This is a genomic window from Hyphomicrobium sp. (assembly GCF_036262015.1).
GTDB lineage: Bacteria > Pseudomonadota > Alphaproteobacteria > Rhizobiales > Hyphomicrobiaceae > Hyphomicrobium_C.
This window is the reverse complement of sequence record NZ_DATAJR010000007.1, coordinates 87,821-103,433: the sequence shown is the minus strand read 5'-3', so window position 1 is coordinate 103,433 and position 15,613 is coordinate 87,821. Positions and strand designations below refer to the sequence as shown.

General features: G+C 60.2%; 16 protein-coding genes. 10 read left to right on the top strand and 6 right to left on the bottom strand.

Features of this window, described 5'->3' with window-relative positions; translation table 11 throughout:
- Positions 1–56: 56 nt before the first annotated feature.
- Positions 57–1,415, bottom strand: a complete 1,359-nt coding sequence (locus VHO05_RS07365; protein ID WP_329645954.1) for a PQQ-dependent sugar dehydrogenase — start codon at positions 1,413–1,415, stop codon at positions 57–59.
- Positions 1,416–2,027: 612 nt separating this feature from the next.
- Here VHO05_RS07365 and VHO05_RS07360 point away from each other — a divergent pair.
- The 7 genes from VHO05_RS07360 to cysK all read left to right on the top strand — a co-directional run bounded on the left by VHO05_RS07360 (position 2,028) and on the right by cysK (position 10,511).
- Entirely contained in the window at positions 2,028–3,200 is a 1,173-nt protein-coding gene (locus VHO05_RS07360) for a 3-dehydroquinate synthase (RefSeq protein WP_329646184.1), read from the top strand.
- The gene (gene eboE, locus VHO05_RS07355) at positions 3,200–4,399 is read left to right on the top strand and encodes a metabolite traffic protein EboE (RefSeq protein WP_329645953.1); all 1,200 of its coding nucleotides are present in this window, start codon (positions 3,200–3,202) and stop codon (positions 4,397–4,399) included. The genes VHO05_RS07360 and eboE overlap by 1 nt, the downstream gene beginning before the upstream one ends.
- Positions 4,396–5,073: a UbiA family prenyltransferase gene (locus VHO05_RS07350; protein WP_329645952.1), complete on the top strand. Its 678-nt coding sequence runs from the start codon at positions 4,396–4,398 to the stop codon at positions 5,071–5,073. Before eboE ends, VHO05_RS07350 begins: the two co-directional genes overlap by 4 nt.
- An 11-nt stretch (positions 5,074–5,084) precedes the next feature.
- Positions 5,085–5,969 carry an EboA domain-containing protein gene (locus tag VHO05_RS07345; protein WP_329645951.1) on the top strand — a complete coding sequence of 295 codons (885 nt, stop codon included), beginning with the start codon at positions 5,085–5,087 and terminating at the stop codon, positions 5,967–5,969.
- 34 nt (positions 5,970–6,003) lie between these two features.
- Positions 6,004–6,912, top strand: a complete 909-nt coding sequence (locus VHO05_RS07340; protein ID WP_329645950.1) for a TatD family hydrolase — start codon at positions 6,004–6,006, stop codon at positions 6,910–6,912.
- 445 nt (positions 6,913–7,357) lie between these two features.
- Positions 7,358–9,292: a PAS domain S-box protein gene (locus VHO05_RS07330; protein ID WP_414653713.1), complete on the top strand. Its 1,935-nt coding sequence runs from the start codon at positions 7,358–7,360 to the stop codon at positions 9,290–9,292.
- Positions 9,293–9,521: 229 nt separating this feature from the next.
- Positions 9,522–10,511: a cysteine synthase A gene (gene cysK, locus VHO05_RS07325; RefSeq protein ID WP_329645949.1), complete on the top strand. Its 990-nt coding sequence runs from the start codon at positions 9,522–9,524 to the stop codon at positions 10,509–10,511.
- Positions 10,512–10,558: 47 nt separating this feature from the next.
- On the opposite strand, the gene fdxA is transcribed toward cysK, so the two are convergent.
- From fdxA to VHO05_RS07310, 3 genes are all read right to left on the bottom strand, one after another.
- Positions 10,559–10,903: a ferredoxin FdxA gene (fdxA, locus tag VHO05_RS07320; protein WP_329645948.1), complete on the bottom strand. Its 345-nt coding sequence runs from the start codon at positions 10,901–10,903 to the stop codon at positions 10,559–10,561.
- A gap of 6 nt (positions 10,904–10,909) precedes the next feature.
- On the bottom strand, positions 10,910–11,539 hold the full coding sequence (locus tag VHO05_RS07315) for a hypothetical protein (protein ID WP_329645947.1): 630 nt from the start codon (positions 11,537–11,539) through the stop codon (positions 10,910–10,912).
- A gap of 111 nt (positions 11,540–11,650) precedes the next feature.
- Positions 11,651–12,085 (bottom strand): hypothetical protein, encoded by a 435-nt coding sequence (locus tag VHO05_RS07310; protein WP_329645946.1) that lies wholly within the window; start codon positions 12,083–12,085, stop codon positions 11,651–11,653.
- Positions 12,086–12,314: 229 nt separating this feature from the next.
- Between VHO05_RS07310 and VHO05_RS07305 the strand changes: the two genes are divergently transcribed.
- Together VHO05_RS07305 and VHO05_RS07300 are read left to right on the top strand one after the other, a co-directional pair.
- Positions 12,315–13,244, top strand: coding sequence for a 2-dehydropantoate 2-reductase (locus VHO05_RS07305; RefSeq protein WP_329645945.1), 930 nt, complete (start codon positions 12,315–12,317; stop codon positions 13,242–13,244).
- Positions 13,245–13,335: 91 nt separating this feature from the next.
- Positions 13,336–13,602 carry a hypothetical protein gene (locus VHO05_RS07300; protein ID WP_329645944.1) on the top strand — a complete coding sequence of 89 codons (267 nt, stop codon included), beginning with the start codon at positions 13,336–13,338 and terminating at the stop codon, positions 13,600–13,602.
- Positions 13,603–13,708: 106 nt separating this feature from the next.
- Here the strand turns inward: VHO05_RS07300 and VHO05_RS07295 are convergent, their stop codons facing one another.
- Entirely contained in the window at positions 13,709–13,852 is a 144-nt protein-coding gene (locus tag VHO05_RS07295; protein ID WP_329645943.1) for a hypothetical protein, read from the bottom strand.
- Positions 13,853–13,886: 34 nt separating this feature from the next.
- Positions 13,887–15,074 carry a cystathionine gamma-synthase gene (gene metB, locus VHO05_RS07290; RefSeq protein WP_329645942.1) on the bottom strand — a complete coding sequence of 396 codons (1,188 nt, stop codon included), beginning with the start codon at positions 15,072–15,074 and terminating at the stop codon, positions 13,887–13,889.
- 113 nt (positions 15,075–15,187) lie between these two features.
- Between metB and VHO05_RS07285 the strand changes: the two genes are divergently transcribed.
- Complete coding sequence (locus VHO05_RS07285; RefSeq protein ID WP_329645941.1) at positions 15,188–15,610, top strand: MarR family winged helix-turn-helix transcriptional regulator; 423 nt, start codon at positions 15,188–15,190, stop codon at positions 15,608–15,610.
- Positions 15,611–15,613 lie beyond the last annotated feature (3 nt).

Sequence of the window (15,613 nt, the reverse complement as noted above, 5' to 3'; positions counted from 1 at the left end):
GCAAGAGCGCAAAGGGCCTTCCAAGTCATGCTGAAAGCGTGTGAGGGACTAGTCCCTCACTTCTTTGTTTTGGCGACCTCGGCACCGGCCGGAACCTTGTCGGCCGGCAGGATCTTCCAGAGCGCGCCCGGCGGGTTGGCCGCAGCGCCCTTGTCGTCGAGGTAGAAGCAGTTGCAGTTGACTGCGAGCACGGTGCCGTCCTCGTCGGTGTTACCCGCCGTGAACTGAAGCGCCGTCTGTGCCAGCTCCTGCATCTGCCACTTGCTGCCATCCCAGCCGGTTGCGAAGATCCGGCCCGAGCACCAGTCGCCCGTCAGGTAGGCGCCGTTCATGCCGCCGTAGTTGGCAACACCGAGGCCCATGACCGAGCAACCCCAGCCGTCCTTAAGCTTCTCTGCACCGGGATAGGGTTCCTGGTGCGGATACTCCGCCGCAGGAAGCACGCCGACGATCGGGCACTTGTCGTTCGGCCCGGTCAACGGATGGCACATGGTGCCCATGTTGTGCTTCCAGCCGTAGTTCTCGCCGCCCTTGCTGCTTGCGGGCTGCCAGTTGATCTCTTCGAGATGATTCTGGCCAACGTCGGCGATGAACAGGCCGCCACTCTTGGCGTCGAAGTGGAAGCTATAGGGGTTGCGCAGACCGTAGGACCACGACTCGCCCCTGGCACCCATGTGGATCTTCGAGAAGCCTTCCTCGGTGATGCCGAAGAGGGTCATCATGCGATCCTGGTAGGCGCCGGCCCAGGGATTGTCCTTGGGGATCGTGTAGGCGACATCGTCCGGCGTGTCGACGTTGATGCGAAGCATCTTGCCCCACAGCACGTCCTTGCGCTGGCCGGCATCGAGGGGGTCGCCCTCCCAGCCCGCGTCGCCCTTGCCGATGTAAAGATTGCCATCGGGACCGAACTGGATGCCGCCGCCGTAGTGATTGTAGTAGGGCTGCGGGATATTCATGATGACCTTGACGGTCTTGTTGGCGTGCTCGACCGACACGACGTCAGGGTTCGCCTTGTCGACCGTGTAGCGCGCGATGATGTGCGCGCCGTTGAACGGCAGCGACGCGTAGCTGACGTAGAAGTAGCCGTTGTCCTTGAACTTCGGATGGAAGGCGACTGCCCACAGACCCTGCTCGACGAAGCCGGTCTGAACTTCGCTTCCGAGCGGGCTGTTCTTGGTCAGATCCAGGAACGGCTTCTCGTTCACTTTGCCGTCTTTGTTGACGATCTTGATCTTGCCCTGGCGCTCGACCACGAAGATGCGGCCGGTGCCGTCGCGCGCAGAAGCGACGCCAACGGGGTCGAGGAAGCCTTCGGCGACCTTGACCACCGCGATTTTCGGATCACCCGGAAGCTTGCCCCCCGGACGGGCCACTTGGTCGGCTGTCTTGGGAACTTCCTGCGCGACAGCGGTCATAGACCCTGTAGCTAGGAAGCCAGCCGCCAATATCGACGCGGACATAAACCGCATTCGCATTTGGACGTTCTCCCATTTCCCTTTTGTTTCGACTTTAAGTATTTTTGTCAGACGCATGACAATGCTGCGTCGCGCAAAAACTGCAAAGCTAGCCGAAAGATCGCCTGCAGCGTTTTGCAAAGTACTGAACAGCAGCATAAGAGCAATGGTGACATTCGTTCCGTCAATCAAGAAAAGTTGAATAAAGGGAAATTTATAGAAATGGGAAAATTACCCGATGAGAAACGTCTAATTTTTCCCGAGTAAATTGGGAAAATATTCCCGATATCGCCTTGGCGCCTGATGCAACAAGAGAAAATCGATAGTGAGAACGGCTCGATTTCGCGGTCAGGACTCGCTGCGCGAGGTTGCCAGAATGCTGCGTTTAGAGCAGAACAGGGGGTGTTGGGCATTTCGCGCGAGGGTCAGCGTCCTCGATGTTTCGGGAAATAGTCCCGGCCTGAGCCGGATGTGTTTTCCTGACGCCGCGAAATGATCAATTAAAAATATATAGCATGCCCAAGGGGAGTTGACGTGCCGCCAAATGCCGCTATTGCGCTTCCGCCGATTGAAATGGGAAGCAATGCGAGAGTGTTTTCGCAGCGATTTTCGGTGTCATATGAATTCGCTGTTTTTTTTACGCGAGATGTTTTTTCTCGAGAAAATGCGGCGCTTTCGGATGTGATAACCGGCAGATCGGCTCACGCACGGAATTTGGTTGCGTTCGTCGTCGACGAGGGCGTGTTGCGTGAGATGCCGGATCTCAAACGGCGTATCGCAGACTATGTCAATGCATGGCCGGGTCTGACTTTGGCCGGTCCGGTCGACGTGATCGCAGGCGGCGAGGCCGCGAAGAATGATGCCACGCTCGTTGCCGCTCTACAGAGCCGCTTCGTCGCCCATGGCATGGATCGACACTCCTATGTCGTGTGTGTCGGCGGCGGCGCAGTTCTCGATCTCGTTGGATATGCGGCCGCAACGACCCACCGCGGCATCCGTCATATCCGGATTCCGACCACGGTTCTCGCGCAGAACGATTCCGGCGTCGGCGTGAAGAACGGCATCAACGCGTTCGGCATGAAGAACATGCTCGGCACGTTCGTTCCACCGGATGCCGTCATCAACGACTCCGCGTTCATCGATGTGCTTCCCGGTCGGGACAAGCGCGCCGGCATGGCGGAAGCCGTGAAGGTTGCGCTCATTCGCGACCGCTCCTTCTTCGAATGGCTCGAGGAAAAAGCAGAAGCGCTCGCGATTTTCGCGTCCGAGCCGCTGGATAAACTCATCCGGCATTGCGCGTTGCTGCACATGCGCCAGATCGCACACGGCGGCGATCCGTTTGAACGCGGAAGCGTGCGCCCACTCGATTTCGGACATTGGGCTGCTCACAAGCTAGAGGTGCTATCGCGCTATGAGCTGCGCCACGGCGAGGCCGTTGCGATCGGCATTGCGCTCGACACGCGGTACTCCGTTCTTGCCGGCTTGCTGCCGGCAGGAGAGGAGCTTCGTGTCTGCCAGCTTCTCAAGCGGCTCGGTTTTGCGCTTTGGCACGAAGCCTGCGATCTCAGGGCTCCGGACGGTCAGCGCCTGCTGCTTCGCGGACTCGAGGAATTTCGCGAGCATTTGGGCGGTGAGCTCACAATCACGCTCCTGAGCGAACTCGGCACGGGTGTCGAGGTCCACACCATGGATGCAGGACTGATCGCCGAGGCCGTTGATTGGCTGCGCACGGAGGCGCACGCCTGATGCAGCTGGATCTTCCCGGCCAGCCTCATCTCTCGTACTGCACGAACATTCATGCCGGCGAGACATGGGGCGAGATCGAAGCGGCGCTCGCTTCTCATCTTCCAGCCGTCAAGCAGCGGATCTCTCCCGATCGGCCGATGGGGATAGGCTTGCGGTTGTCGGGTGTGGCGGCACGCGAGCTTGCGGAGCCCGGACAGGTCCTTCGCTTCAGGCACTTCCTGGCGGAAGGCGGGTTTTATGTGTTCACCGTCAACGCATTCCCCTACGGCAGCTTTCACGGCCAGCGCGTCAAGGAGCAGGTGTACGAGCCGGACTGGCGCACGCCGGAGCGGTTGCGCTTCACCAATCAGGTGGCGGACCTGCTGGCGCGGATTGCGCCCGAGAACGTCGATCCGACGATCAGCACTGTGCCCGGCGCATTCAAGGCAAACGTTTCGACGCCGTCGGATGTGGCAGCCATCGCCGAAGGTTTCGCGCGCGCAGCGGCCCATTTGCATGCCTTGCAGCGAGACACGGGACGTACGGTCGTACTCGCCATAGAGCCGGAGCCAGCTTGCTTCCTCGAAACGACCAACGAGGTGATCTCCTTCCTCAACGAGCACCTCATTGTGGGCGAAGCGCGCCAACTGTTCTCGAACATCACGGGGCTTGCGCTTGCCGAAGCGGAGCAGGCGCTGCGCCGCCATGTAGGCCTGTGCTTCGATGTCTGTCATTCGGCCGTCGAATTCGAAGAGACAGTAGAGATGCTAAAGGCTGTGCGCGCCGCCGGGATCGCCGTCGCCAAAATCCAGCTCAGCTCTGCCTTGCGCGTTTCTGCGGACGCCCCAGAATTTGAGCGTTTGCTCGGTAAGTTCGATGATGGGATCTATCTGCATCAAACGGTCGAGCGGCGAAACGGCGCTCTGACGCACCACACGGATTTGCCCGCCGCCTTTGCGGCCGCGCGAAGCGGAAATGCCGGTGGCGAATGGCGCGTCCACTGCCACGTCCCCGTCTTCGTCGAGAGTTACGGAGATCTCGGCTCCACGCAACAGCAACTCCGCGATGCGCTGAGGCTATGCCGAACGCAGGAAGTCTCGCCACATCTCGAAGTGGAGACCTACACCTGGAACGTCTTGCCGAACGCCCTCAAGTCGTCTGATCTCGTGGGCGACATCGTGCGCGAGTTGCAATGGGTACGCGCGGAGCTGGGCGCGTGACCACGCTCGCAGCAGTCCTGCGGCTCGCCCGCGTTTCGAATCTGCCCACCGTGTGGAGCAACGTCCTTGCGGCATCGGTTCTGGCTGGTGGCGTGGAAACAGGTGCTCTCGCGTGGGTACTCGTTGCCATGTCCGCTCTTTACACCGGCGGGATGGTTCTCAACGATGCCTTCGATCGCGAGATCGACGCGCGCGAGAGGCCGGAGCGTCCGCTTCCGTCGGGCCAGATTTCGCTCAGCGCGGTCTGGATTATCGGCGCGTCACTTCTCGCGGCTGGCGTTGGTGTACTGGCGTCGTTCGGAGCGGGCGGAGCCATGGGCGGCTCGGCGTTGGCCGCGGCCATCCTGCTCTATGACGCATGGCACAAAGGCAATTCGCTGTCGCCCGTCATCATGGGACTTTGCCGCGCACTCGTCTATGTCACGACGGCTCTGGCCGCAGGAGCAGCGCTATCGCCCGCCATTCTCGGCGCGGCGCTCATACTGCTGCTATACGTGGTTGCGCTCACGCAACTTGCGAAGCGGGGAGTTCCTTATGTTGGCCTCTTGATAGCTGGGATCGCGCTCATGGATGCCGGGTTCGCCGCAGCATACGGTAACGCACTCGTTGCGGCCCTCTGCGCCGGATTTTTCCTGCTGACACTAGCCTTACAGCGTATCGTTCCGGGAACTTGACGAGCATGCTCATGACCGCACCCCATCCGACGCAAGATAACGTTCAAGAGCGTAGGGCCCTGTTCAGGGAATGGTTGTCACGCCGGCTTTCGGCGGATGCGCTGGCATGGCTCGATCAGCAGATCGATGCGGTCGTACAAGCCGAAAAGCCGCTGCAACTCGGCATCGCAATTGGATTGGCGCCGCGCAAGTTGGGAAAGGCCGATCTAGATCTTACGGCAGAAGAGCAGGCTACGGCGCGCGCGGTGCGCGAAGATCTCGATCTCACGGGCTGGAGTGTCGATCAGGCCGGGCGCGCGCTATTTGTGCTCGCAAGCTACAGAGGCGATGAAGCGGACTTCGCGCGGGGCCTCGATCGCATTTTTGCCAATGCAGAAATCGGAGAGCAAATCGCGCTGCTGCGCGCACTCCCCCTATTTCCTGCGCCTGCTCTTTTGCTGCCGCGCGCACTGGAGGGTGTGCGCAACGCCATGCAGCCGATTTTCGAGGCGATCGCCCATCGCAATCCGTTTCCGCGCGAGCAGTTCAGCGAAGCGCAGTGGAATCAGATGGTCGTGAAGACCCTCTTCATCGGGAGCCGCCTCGCTCCCATCCAGGGTCTCGACGCGCGACGCAACGCGGACCTCGCCCAAATGCTGATCGACTACGCAGACGAAAGACGCGCGGCGGGACGCTCCATATCACCCGAGCTGTGGCGGTGCGTAGCCCCCTTCGCCGGAGACGCGGAGATCGCCACACTGAAAGACATACTCGCACATGGCAGCGAAACGGAAGCGGCAGGCGCCGCGCTCGCACTCGCGGAATGTGAAGCTCCTGCTGCGCGAGCCGCGTTGAATGCGCGGCAGGACCTCGCTGTCGCCATCGAGTCCGGCCGGCTCACCTGGAACAGCCTTTGATTGCACACCCATTCGCATCGCCTCGGAGACACGGATGTACATCGACCCGCATGCCCATATGATCTCGCGCACCACGGACGACTACGAAGCCATGGCGAAAGCCGGGGTCGTCGCCGTTATCGAGCCCGCGTTCTGGATTGGCCAGCCGCGTACGAACGCCGGCAGCTACGCCGATTACCTGTCGCATATTTTGGGCTTCGAGCGCTTCCGCGCCGGTCAATTCGGCGTGCGCCACTACTGCTGCATCGGTCTCAATTCGAAGGAGGCCAACAACGAAGCCCTCGCCGAAGCGGTCATGGAGATCCTGCCGGGATTTGCCACCAAGGAGGGCGTCGTCGCCATAGGAGAGATCGGCTACGACGAGCAGACGGCGCTCGAGGACAAGTACTTCCGCCTACAGCTCGACCTTGCACGGGAGCTGGATCTTCCTGTCATGATTCACACGCCCCATCGCGACAAGAAGCGCGGAGCATCGCGCTCCATGGACGTCATCATCGAGCATAAAGTTGATCCGTCGCGCGTCGTCATCGACCACGTCAACGAGGAGACAATCCAGGAGGTCAAGGATCGCGGCTTCTGGGCGGCCTTCTCCATCTACCCGCACTCGAAAATGACAGCCGAGCGCATGGTGGCGCTGGTCAAGACCTACGGCGCCGAGCGTCTGATCGCGGATTCGGCGTGCGACTGGGGCGTCTCCGATCCGCTTTCTGTTCCGAAGACCGCCAAGCTCATGGCGGACAGCGGCCTCTCGGCCGAGCAGGTCCGCCTCGTCACCTATGGGAACGCGCTGTCCGTCTATGGGAAGAGCGGGCAGATGGCAGAGTCGGACTGGCTCAGCCCCGCGCCCATCGACCAGCGGACGCTCTACCAGGGCAACACCGTGCTTCGCGGTGGCCAGGCTCCTAAGGTCGAACAGGCTAAGACGGACAGTGCCGAAAGATGAGATTATGAGGGCCGAGCCGGTGTCTGCGTAGTCCCAAGAGCAGTTCCGTTTGTGCGAAAGCCCTCGAAGCCACGTTCAAGGCAATGCCGCGAGGCGGCGCCTTGAACGCCCCCATAGAAACGGATCCATGCCCGATGGCGTGTCGCTGCGCACGGTTGGTTACTCCGCGGTTCGCGGCGTACCCTACGTCATGAGCCCTTCGACCCAGGTTTGACAGCAGCATCAACTGCTTGCTAGCGGAGTGTTTCGACTGGGATCGGCCAGTCGTCAGCCAGCGCACGAGTGTTGCAGCTGCCTTTCCGCCATGCATCGCAGCCAACGGCTTGTGTCGGCCTGCTTTGAAACTTATTGACCGCTTTGGCGTTTAGAGTTTCGGCCTCGCTACGCCTATCGAGATCTGTCACACATCGCGGCCGATGCCCCGTATTGCCCTTGGTGGATATCGATGAGTGAGCACCCGCCCGCGACCTTCCAACAATGGCCGATTGGCGACAGCGAAGTGGCTGCGCGTATGAGAGCGATGGAATGGACCACAACGCCATTGGGCCCAGTTGAAGGTTGGCCCTCAAGTCTGCGACACACCATTGATCTCATTCTGCCGGCAGGAGCCCAGATCGTCTTGTTCTGGGGACCGCAGTATGTGGCGCTTTACAATGACGCTTATGCGCCGACCATCGGGAACAAGCACCCGAGGGCACTCGGCCGTCCAGCTATCGAGAGCTGGACCGAACTGTGGGATGACCTCGAGCCGCTTCTCGACGCCGTTCGATCTACCGGAGAGACATTGGTAGCCCATGATCGGCCGTTCTACATCGAACGGCGCGGATACGGAGAACAGGTCTATTTCGATATCTCCTATTCCGCGCTTCGAGATGACCACGGCGGCGTCGGAGGCGTATTGTGCATCGTGAACGAGACGACGGAGCGCGTTGTTGCCGAAGCCGCGCTGCGACAAGCCGAAGCCGACGCCGCTCAGCTCGCAGCCATCGTGCAATCGTCCGATGACGCGATAATCAGCAAAGACCTTCGTGGAAACATCACGAGCTGGAACGCCGGAGCGCAACGGCTGTTCGGCTATAGTTCCGACGAAGCCATCGGACGCTCCGTTACAATGCTCATCCCCGATGATCGCCTCGAGGAAGAGAATGAAATACTGGCGAAGATCAGACGTGGCGAGCACACCGAGCACTTCGAGACTAGGCGCCGACGCAAGGATGGCTCGACATTCGATGTTTCACTGACGATCTCGCCGGTGAAGGATAAGGCCGGGCGGATCATCGGGGCTTCCAAGATCGGCCGGGATATCACAGAGCTCAAGCAGACGCAGAAAACCCAGCTGTTGCTTGTCGGCGAGCTGAACCATCGCGTGAAAAATACGCTGGCCACCGTGCAGGCGATCGCGCAGCAGACCTTGCGGCGGACGCAAAGCCAGGAAGAATTTGTAACCAGCTTCTCTGGCCGCATCCAATCTTTGGCACGCGTTCATAATCTTTTGAGCGCCGCGACATGGCAGAGCGCTGATCTGCGGGAGTTGGTTCGCGATCAACTGCTCAATGGCGCGGTCGACGAAGCCAGGATCATGATTTCAGGTCCGCAGCTCAAACTTGGCCCACAGATGGCATTGCATCTGGCGATGATCTTGCACGAACTCGGCACCAACGCAGTGAAATACGGCGCCTTGTCGGGGCCGGTCGGTTCGATTGTTGTTGGCTGGGCTGTCGAAAATCGCACGCTGAATTTGCGCTGGCGGGAAGAAGGTGGCCCGGCAGTCAAAGTCTCAGGTAAGCGCGGTTTCGGCACAACTCTGATTGAACAAAGCGCCAAGAGTGAAGGCGGGACGGCATGGATGCGAATCGAGGCAAGGGGGGTGGAATGGGAGATCACACTACCTCTTGTGGATCTGCTGGAGACCGGAGAATTCCACCGCGGCGCTCTTCCCGTTGACCAAGAGGCCGTCGACCAGGGTCGACGCGAAGCTCGGCTTGAGCCGGGGAGGCTCGCCGGCAAACGATTTATGGTCATCGAAGATGAACCGCTCGTTGCGCTGGACATGGCGGATGTGCTCGAAACGGCTGGCGCGGAAGTGGTCGCATCGACGGCCTCGATTGCGGATGCGTTGAAGTTGATCGACACGACACCACTGGACGCGGCATTGCTGGATGCGAATTTGCATGGCCATCCGGTCAACGAAATCGCGGCAGCGTTGACGCGCAAGAATGTACCGTTCGTTTTTATCTCCGGTTACGGCAAGGAGAGCCTCCCGCGCGGATTCCAGAAGGTGCGACTCTTGAACAAGCCCTTCAGTTCTTCCGAGCTATTGGAAACCGCGACGAAAGCGTTGGAGCAACGCACGGAAGTTCCGCGGCTACGCACGAAGTAGCGATACTCCAGGGTTCGGCGATCATTTGCCGCCGCGGTTCGTCGAATGACGACGCTGCCCATGTGGCGGCTTCGAGTTGCGAAGTACCGGATCACTGCCAATGCGCCATCGCACAAGCAAGAGCTCGTGAAATTCGTTTCAGGAATTTGCTTTTCACATCTTTATCCTTCCGCGCGGCCTCGACGCCTCCTAGCTTGATGGACTTCACCTTCTCGAGCGGGACACGGCTATGAACGAGATTCTGAACATCAAGACATTGGCGTCGACGACCTCCTGGGGGCGCGGCCGCGTATACGAGAACATTGCCGAGACCATCGGCCATACCCCCGTGGTGGCCTTGAACCGGCTTCAACAGCAGGACAACCTTGCGGCGCGCATTCTGCTCAAGCTCGAATTCTTCAATCCACTGTCCTCGGTCAAGGATCGCATCGGCGTGTCGCTGATCGACTCGCTCGAGTCGCAAGGAAAGATCGAACCCGGCAATACCGTTCTGATCGAGCCGACGTCGGGAAATACCGGCATCGCGCTTGCGTTCGTTGCTGCCGCCCGCGGCTACGATCTGATCCTCGTCATGCCGGAGTCGATGTCGATCGAGCGCCGCAAGATCCTGACCCATCTCGGCGCCAAGCTCGAGTTGACGTCTGCGGCGGGCGGCATGGGCGCTGCCATCGCTCGCGCGAAGGAGTTGGCGGAGACGCTGCCGAATGCTGTGATTCCGGCACAATTCGACAATCCGGCGAATCCGCTCGTGCACGAGCGGACGACGGCTGAGGAAATCTGGAAGGACACCGGCGGTAGCGTCGACGCTATCGTGGCCGGCGTCGGCACGGGTGGCACCATCACGGGCGCGGGCCGCGTGTTGAAGCCGCGTCTGCCAAACCTCAAGATAATCGCGGTCGAGCCGGAAGCGAGCCCGGTTCTCTCCGGCGGCCAGAAGGGTCCGCACAAGATCCAGGGCATCGGGGCTGGGCTCGTGCCCGCAGTGCTCGACACGAGGGTGATCGACGAGGTCCTGACGGTTTCAAACGATACAGCTTTCGAAACGTCGCGCCGCATCGCGAAGCTAGAAGGTATCCCGGGTGGCATCTCGACCGGCGCAAACATTGCCGCTGCGATTGCCGTTGCCAGGCGGCCCGAATTTGCGGGCAAGACCGTTCTGACTTTCGCACCCTCCTCGGCCGAGCGCTACTTCTCCAGCGATCTCTTCGCGGGAGCATGAGTAAATGAGTGTGTCGACGTAGAGAAGCGCCCTATGAGCGACTATGGTCATGCAATGTCCTCCCTGACGGGATGGGGAGATAGCTCGGCCTCTTTGCCCTTCCGTCCGCTTTGTGCATCCGCATCGGGTAGTGGAGACTTCTTCATCGAAATGTTCGGCCAGAGGTCCGCATAGCGCCGGTTGATGTCCAGCCAGTGCGGGGTGGCCTCCTTGTCCACGTCCGAGAAAATGGCCTCTGCCGGACATTCGGGAACGCACACGCCGCAGTCGATGCATTCATCCGGATGGATGACCAGCATGTTTTCGCCCTCGTAGAAACAATCGACGGGGCAGACTTCTACGCAGTCGGTATATTTGCATTTGATGCAGTTTTCGGTAACGAGGTAGGTCATCGGGGCTCACTTCACCGGCTCGATTTCTCCGCAGGCTATGGGCAGCGTCACTTCCGCCGGTACGCCCGGAAGAGATTTGACGGTGCTGGGCAGGGGAGGCGTGCTCTTCACGCCGTGGACGAAGATCACGCGCTTGTCGAGAGCTAGGACCGGCGCCTTGAATTTGTCCTTGAGAGCCTTCTCGAGGTCCGCGACCAATTCGCCCTTCTGGTAATGGGCTTTGCCGTCCTTATCGGCCTGCGGGTAGCTGTCGCTCGGGATTTCGAGCGTCGCCGGGTGAGCGTGGAACGGCACCATGGTGGTGCCCGCCAAGGGCTCTGTTTCGATCAAATCGATGTAGCCGTCGCCGTTGGTATCCGCCGTGGCACCGGGGCAGACAGCATCCTTGCCGTCTGGGAAGCCATGAAAGTGCTGAAGATGCATGAGGCCGGTCGGCAATCCCGCGAGATCGATAACCACCGACAGTGTCCCGTCGGCGATTTCAAGCGTGGCGGTACCATTCGCGGACGTGCCGATCTTGTCGGCATTGAGAGGATGCAGCTTGGCGATAAAACGCTCGTCCGCCGTGGCGGGTACGGACAAAAGCGAAACGAGAAGCGCGCCAAGCGCTATGTTGGATGCCACGCCATATGCCATGTCTAATCTCCCGGTGGTGAAGAGTTGAGGGCAGCAAGCCGCGGCCGGCTCGTGGACCCTGGATTGCCCATAGCAATGCCCGCAATGCTGGGTCCTTTGCCATGTCACTATTCAAAGCATGCTCCAGCGGAGGGCGAGCAGGGCAAAGCCCATCAGGATAGCGAGCGGAACAGAGACGATCTGTAGAATGGCTTCCCAGCGTTTCAGGGAACCTGTCCAGACCTCCACATCGGGGATCGAGGCACGCGAGGTTTGTTTTCGCCATCGGGTGTCATGCGTCGATCTGATCTTCATCATGGTCATGGGAATAGCGAAATAGACGATCGCGAAGAGCACGCTCACGCCAACAGAGAAAAACGCCGTTCCCGTGCCAAAGAAGGTGAAGGCCGCGATGGCGAAGAAGAGCGAATAGCAGGCGATCATGATGGGGCCTGCCACCGCGAGCAGGCCATCGTCGTACTCGATGTTCTCGTCCGCGTCAGCGTCGGCGACCTCTATGTGGTACTCTGAGTAATGATCGGGGGATTTTCTGAGTGGCAAGGACATGCGGGCCTCCTTGGCGTTTATCCGAATGCGAGCCGTGCCGGTGTTGCGGCTTTGTGAGATGTACAGTCAAAAGATATATTATTGATGCATCTTTAAAGATGTGGTGTCCAGTGTGGAAAGTGGCGCAGCCATCAAATGGATGTGAGGGCAAGATGCAGCTGGCGGAATTGACCGACATTGCATTGCGGGTGTTCACGCACGCCGCGGGCGAAGAGAAGGATCGTCTCTGATGCGCGTCTTGATCTTGGGAGCCGGCGGCGTCGGCGGGTACGTGGGCGGCAGGTTGATGGAAAGCGGAGCCGACGTCGCGTTCATGGCGCGTGGTGATCGCCACGTCCAATTGGCTGCCGAAGGGCTCAGAGTGGAAAGCCCTTTGGGAGGGATGAACGTCCCGGTCGAGACGATCCTTCCGGGTTGCGGCGGATTTGCGCCGGATGTGGTGGTTCTCGCATGCAAGGCGCCGGCGATCGAGGCGGCGATTGAGGCCATAGGTCCGGCTTTGCTGCCTTCGACGCGCATATTGCCAATGCTCAACGGAGTGGCGCATCTCGAAACACTTCGAAAGAGTTTGCCGGATAATCCGCTCCTGGCCGGCCTCGTTCACGGCGCACTGACTCTGCGAGAGGAAGGGACCATTGCGCATCTCACACCGTTCTTGAGGATTCGCATCGGATCATTGGCAGACCCATCCGACCCGTTGGCCTTAGCGCTGGTGGAACATCTCGAGCGCGCGCGCGTGGAGGTCACGGGCAGTACGGATATTCGTCGTGACCTCTGGGATAAGTTCGTGTTCCTATGCACATTGGCCGGCATTACTTGCCTCATGCGGGCAAGAATCGGAGCAATCCTCGAGGCCGACGACGGCGAGGCTCTCATTCTCGAGCTGCTAGATGAATGCGTTGCCGTGGCGCGCAGCGAGGGCTATCCGCCCGACGAAGCGGTGCTCTCCGCCTATCGCGGGCCTCTCATGGAACGGGGCTCGACATTCACATCGTCCATGCTGCGCGATATCGAGGCAGGTCGCGGCACGGAAGGCGATCATGTCCTTGGCGATATGTTGCGCCGGGCGCGGCGGCACAACATCCGCACACCTCTGCTCCGTACGGCGACGGCCCATCTACAGTGCTTCGACCGCGGCCTCAGGCGAGGCATGTCGTGATCACGCGTCTGCCATGCGACTGCGAGGATGCAGGAATACAGGTGCAACCCTACGTTTCCTACAGCCACACCGTCACAAAAGGAGATGTCTTATGAAAAGCATTCTGATTGGCCTCACTGCTACAGGTCTTCTGATTGGAGCACCCGCTTTGGCCAAAGACACGGCGAACACCGCATCCTCTCAAGGCGCGACGATCCAGGAGAACGCAAATCGCCATAAAAACCCCGATGGCACGTACCAGGGCAAGCCTGTAGTGGCGGGGCCGTCCCATTGGACCAATATCGCGCCGGACGCATTAGGCAGTTCTGGAGCATCTACGGGAGAAGGAGGCTCATCCAGCCGCAGCCCCAAGGACTGACGAAACCAAGGATTGGCGATAAACCGCGTCCTGGCCTCCGCTGTGAGGTGGAGGCCATTCGTTCAGACGCGAAGGATGGGTCACCGTAGGCCAGGACTGAGATAAGCTACCAAAGACTCATCGCGCCAAAGTGGACCAGCAGGAAGCCCGCAATGAGCACGGCGAGGAATACGGCGGTTCCAATCGGATCGTGATTTGGCTCTTCGGCAGAATGCCGGGGATCGTCAAGCAAGGCTGTCTCCTTGGTCACTGTTTTTCCATCATGAGGATCACGTCGATCTCCTTCAGACGGCATAGCGCCGATGTGCAACTGCGGTGCGCACGGCAACAAGCGCCTGCTCAAGATCGGCGAGTAAATCGTCTTCAGCCTCAAGCCCGACCGACAGGCGCAGCAAGCCGCCCGTGATACCCGCGGTGCGGCGTGCTTGCTCACTCATGTTGGCATGGGTCATGGTGGCGGGATGCGCGACCAGGCTCTCGATCCCGCCAAGGGATTCGGCGAGCGTGAACAACTGGACGGATTCGACAAAGGCGCGAACCCCGTCGACGCCATCAGCCAATTCGAAGCTCAACATCGCGCCGAACCCTGACTGCTGTGCCCTGGCGATCGCATGGCCGGGATGCGACGGAAGGCCGGGATAGTGGACGGCGTGAACCAGCGGATGGCGCTCAAGATAGGCCGCGATAGCGAATGCCGTCTCCTGCTGCTGCGCGATGCGCGGGAAGAGCGTCCTCAGGCCTCGCAACGTCATATACGCGTCGAAGGGCGAGCCTGTCACACCAGTGGTGTTAGCCCAGGCCGCAAGCGCCTCGGCATCCGCCTTGTCTGCGGCGATGACCGCTCCGCCGACGACATCTGAATGGCCGTTGAGGTATTTTGTCGTCGAATGGATGACGAAGTGCGCGCCAAGAACAAGCGGCCTCTGTAGGGCAGGGGATAAAAAGGTGTTGTCCACCGCAACTTTGGCTCCGATCTTCTGAGCCCGCGCGACGATTGCCGCAATGTCGACCACGCGCATAAGGGGATTACTGGGGGTCTCGACCAGAATGAGCGAGGGCGCGCCGTCCATGGCGAGCTCGAACGCTCGTTCATCGCCTTGATCGACGAAGGCCAGATCGAACTGGCCTTTTTCGTGACGTGCCGACAGGAGACGCTGCGTTCCGCCGTAGCAGTCGTGCGGCGCCAAGACGAGATCATCTGGCCCCACCTGACTGAGCACGAGATCGACTGCAGCCATTCCTGACGACACCACCACCGCACCGGCGCCGCGTTCGAGATCAGCAAGCGTTTCGCCAAGGAGCGAGCGGGTCGGATTGGAGGTCCGCGAGTAGTCGTGTTCCCGCGCGCTTTGATACCCTGCGAAAGAGAAAGTCGTTGACGTATAGAGGGGCGGCGTTACGGCGCCGAAAGCGGTATCCTGGGCAATGCCCGCCGATGCTGCGATTGTTTGGGGGGCCTTTTTTCTCGCCATCGATTTGCTCCGGATGTCCGTGACAGACAAAGCGAAACCCGCCATATCCGTGCCGGTGCGGACTTAAAGCACAAACGCTATATCGCATTACGATGTAAACTAAGAGGCCGACGATGGTCAATCCGATTGTACGCCGCAGTCTGGGCAAGGCGAGCTACGAAGCCCTGGCAGATTTCCGTTTTGCGCTGCGGAAGTTCTTCGCCTTTAGCGAGCAGGCGGCGGGCGAAGCGGGCATCAGTCCGCAACAGTATCAGGGGCTTTTGGCGATCAAGGGCGCCCGCGGCCGCGATGCGCTGAGCATACGCGAGATCGCCGAACGTCTTCTGATCCGCCATCACACAGCCGTTGAGCTTGTCGACCGATTGGAGAAGAACGGGTTGGTGACGCGGGTCAAGGATGAAGACGATGCGCGGCGCGTTATGGTGCGCCTGACGGCGAAGGCGGAACGGATGATGGATCGGCTTGCTGCCGCGCACCTCAGGGAGTTGAAAGGTATCCGCTCTGTCCTCGATCAGCTGATGGCACAGTTCGACTGAACA

Excerpts from the sequence above, each read along its gene's own strand:
- VHO05_RS07365 (WP_329645954.1), bottom strand. The coding sequence starts at position 1,415 with ATGACCGCTGTCGCGCAGGAAGTTCCCAAGACAGCCGACCAAGTGGCC.
- VHO05_RS07360 (WP_329646184.1), top strand. The coding sequence starts at position 2,028 with ATGGGAAGCAATGCGAGAGTGTTTTCGCAGCGATTTTCGGTGTCATAT.
- eboE (WP_329645953.1), top strand. The coding sequence starts at position 3,200 with ATGCAGCTGGATCTTCCCGGCCAGCCTCATCTCTCGTACTGCACGAAC.
- VHO05_RS07345 (WP_329645951.1), top strand. The coding sequence starts at position 5,085 with ATGACCGCACCCCATCCGACGCAAGATAACGTTCAAGAGCGTAGGGCC.
- VHO05_RS07340 (WP_329645950.1), top strand. The coding sequence starts at position 6,004 with ATGTACATCGACCCGCATGCCCATATGATCTCGCGCACCACGGACGAC.
- VHO05_RS07330 (WP_414653713.1), top strand. The coding sequence starts at position 7,358 with ATGAGTGAGCACCCGCCCGCGACCTTCCAACAATGGCCGATTGGCGAC.
- cysK (WP_329645949.1), top strand. The coding sequence starts at position 9,522 with ATGAACGAGATTCTGAACATCAAGACATTGGCGTCGACGACCTCCTGG.
- fdxA (WP_329645948.1), bottom strand. The coding sequence starts at position 10,903 with ATGACCTACCTCGTTACCGAAAACTGCATCAAATGCAAATATACCGAC.
- VHO05_RS07315 (WP_329645947.1), bottom strand. The coding sequence starts at position 11,539 with ATGGCATATGGCGTGGCATCCAACATAGCGCTTGGCGCGCTTCTCGTT.
- VHO05_RS07310 (WP_329645946.1), bottom strand. The coding sequence starts at position 12,085 with ATGTCCTTGCCACTCAGAAAATCCCCCGATCATTACTCAGAGTACCAC.
- VHO05_RS07305 (WP_329645945.1), top strand. The coding sequence starts at position 12,315 with ATGCGCGTCTTGATCTTGGGAGCCGGCGGCGTCGGCGGGTACGTGGGC.
- VHO05_RS07300 (WP_329645944.1), top strand. The coding sequence starts at position 13,336 with ATGAAAAGCATTCTGATTGGCCTCACTGCTACAGGTCTTCTGATTGGA.
- metB (WP_329645942.1), bottom strand. The coding sequence starts at position 15,074 with ATGGCGAGAAAAAAGGCCCCCCAAACAATCGCAGCATCGGCGGGCATT.
- VHO05_RS07285 (WP_329645941.1), top strand. The coding sequence starts at position 15,188 with ATGGTCAATCCGATTGTACGCCGCAGTCTGGGCAAGGCGAGCTACGAA.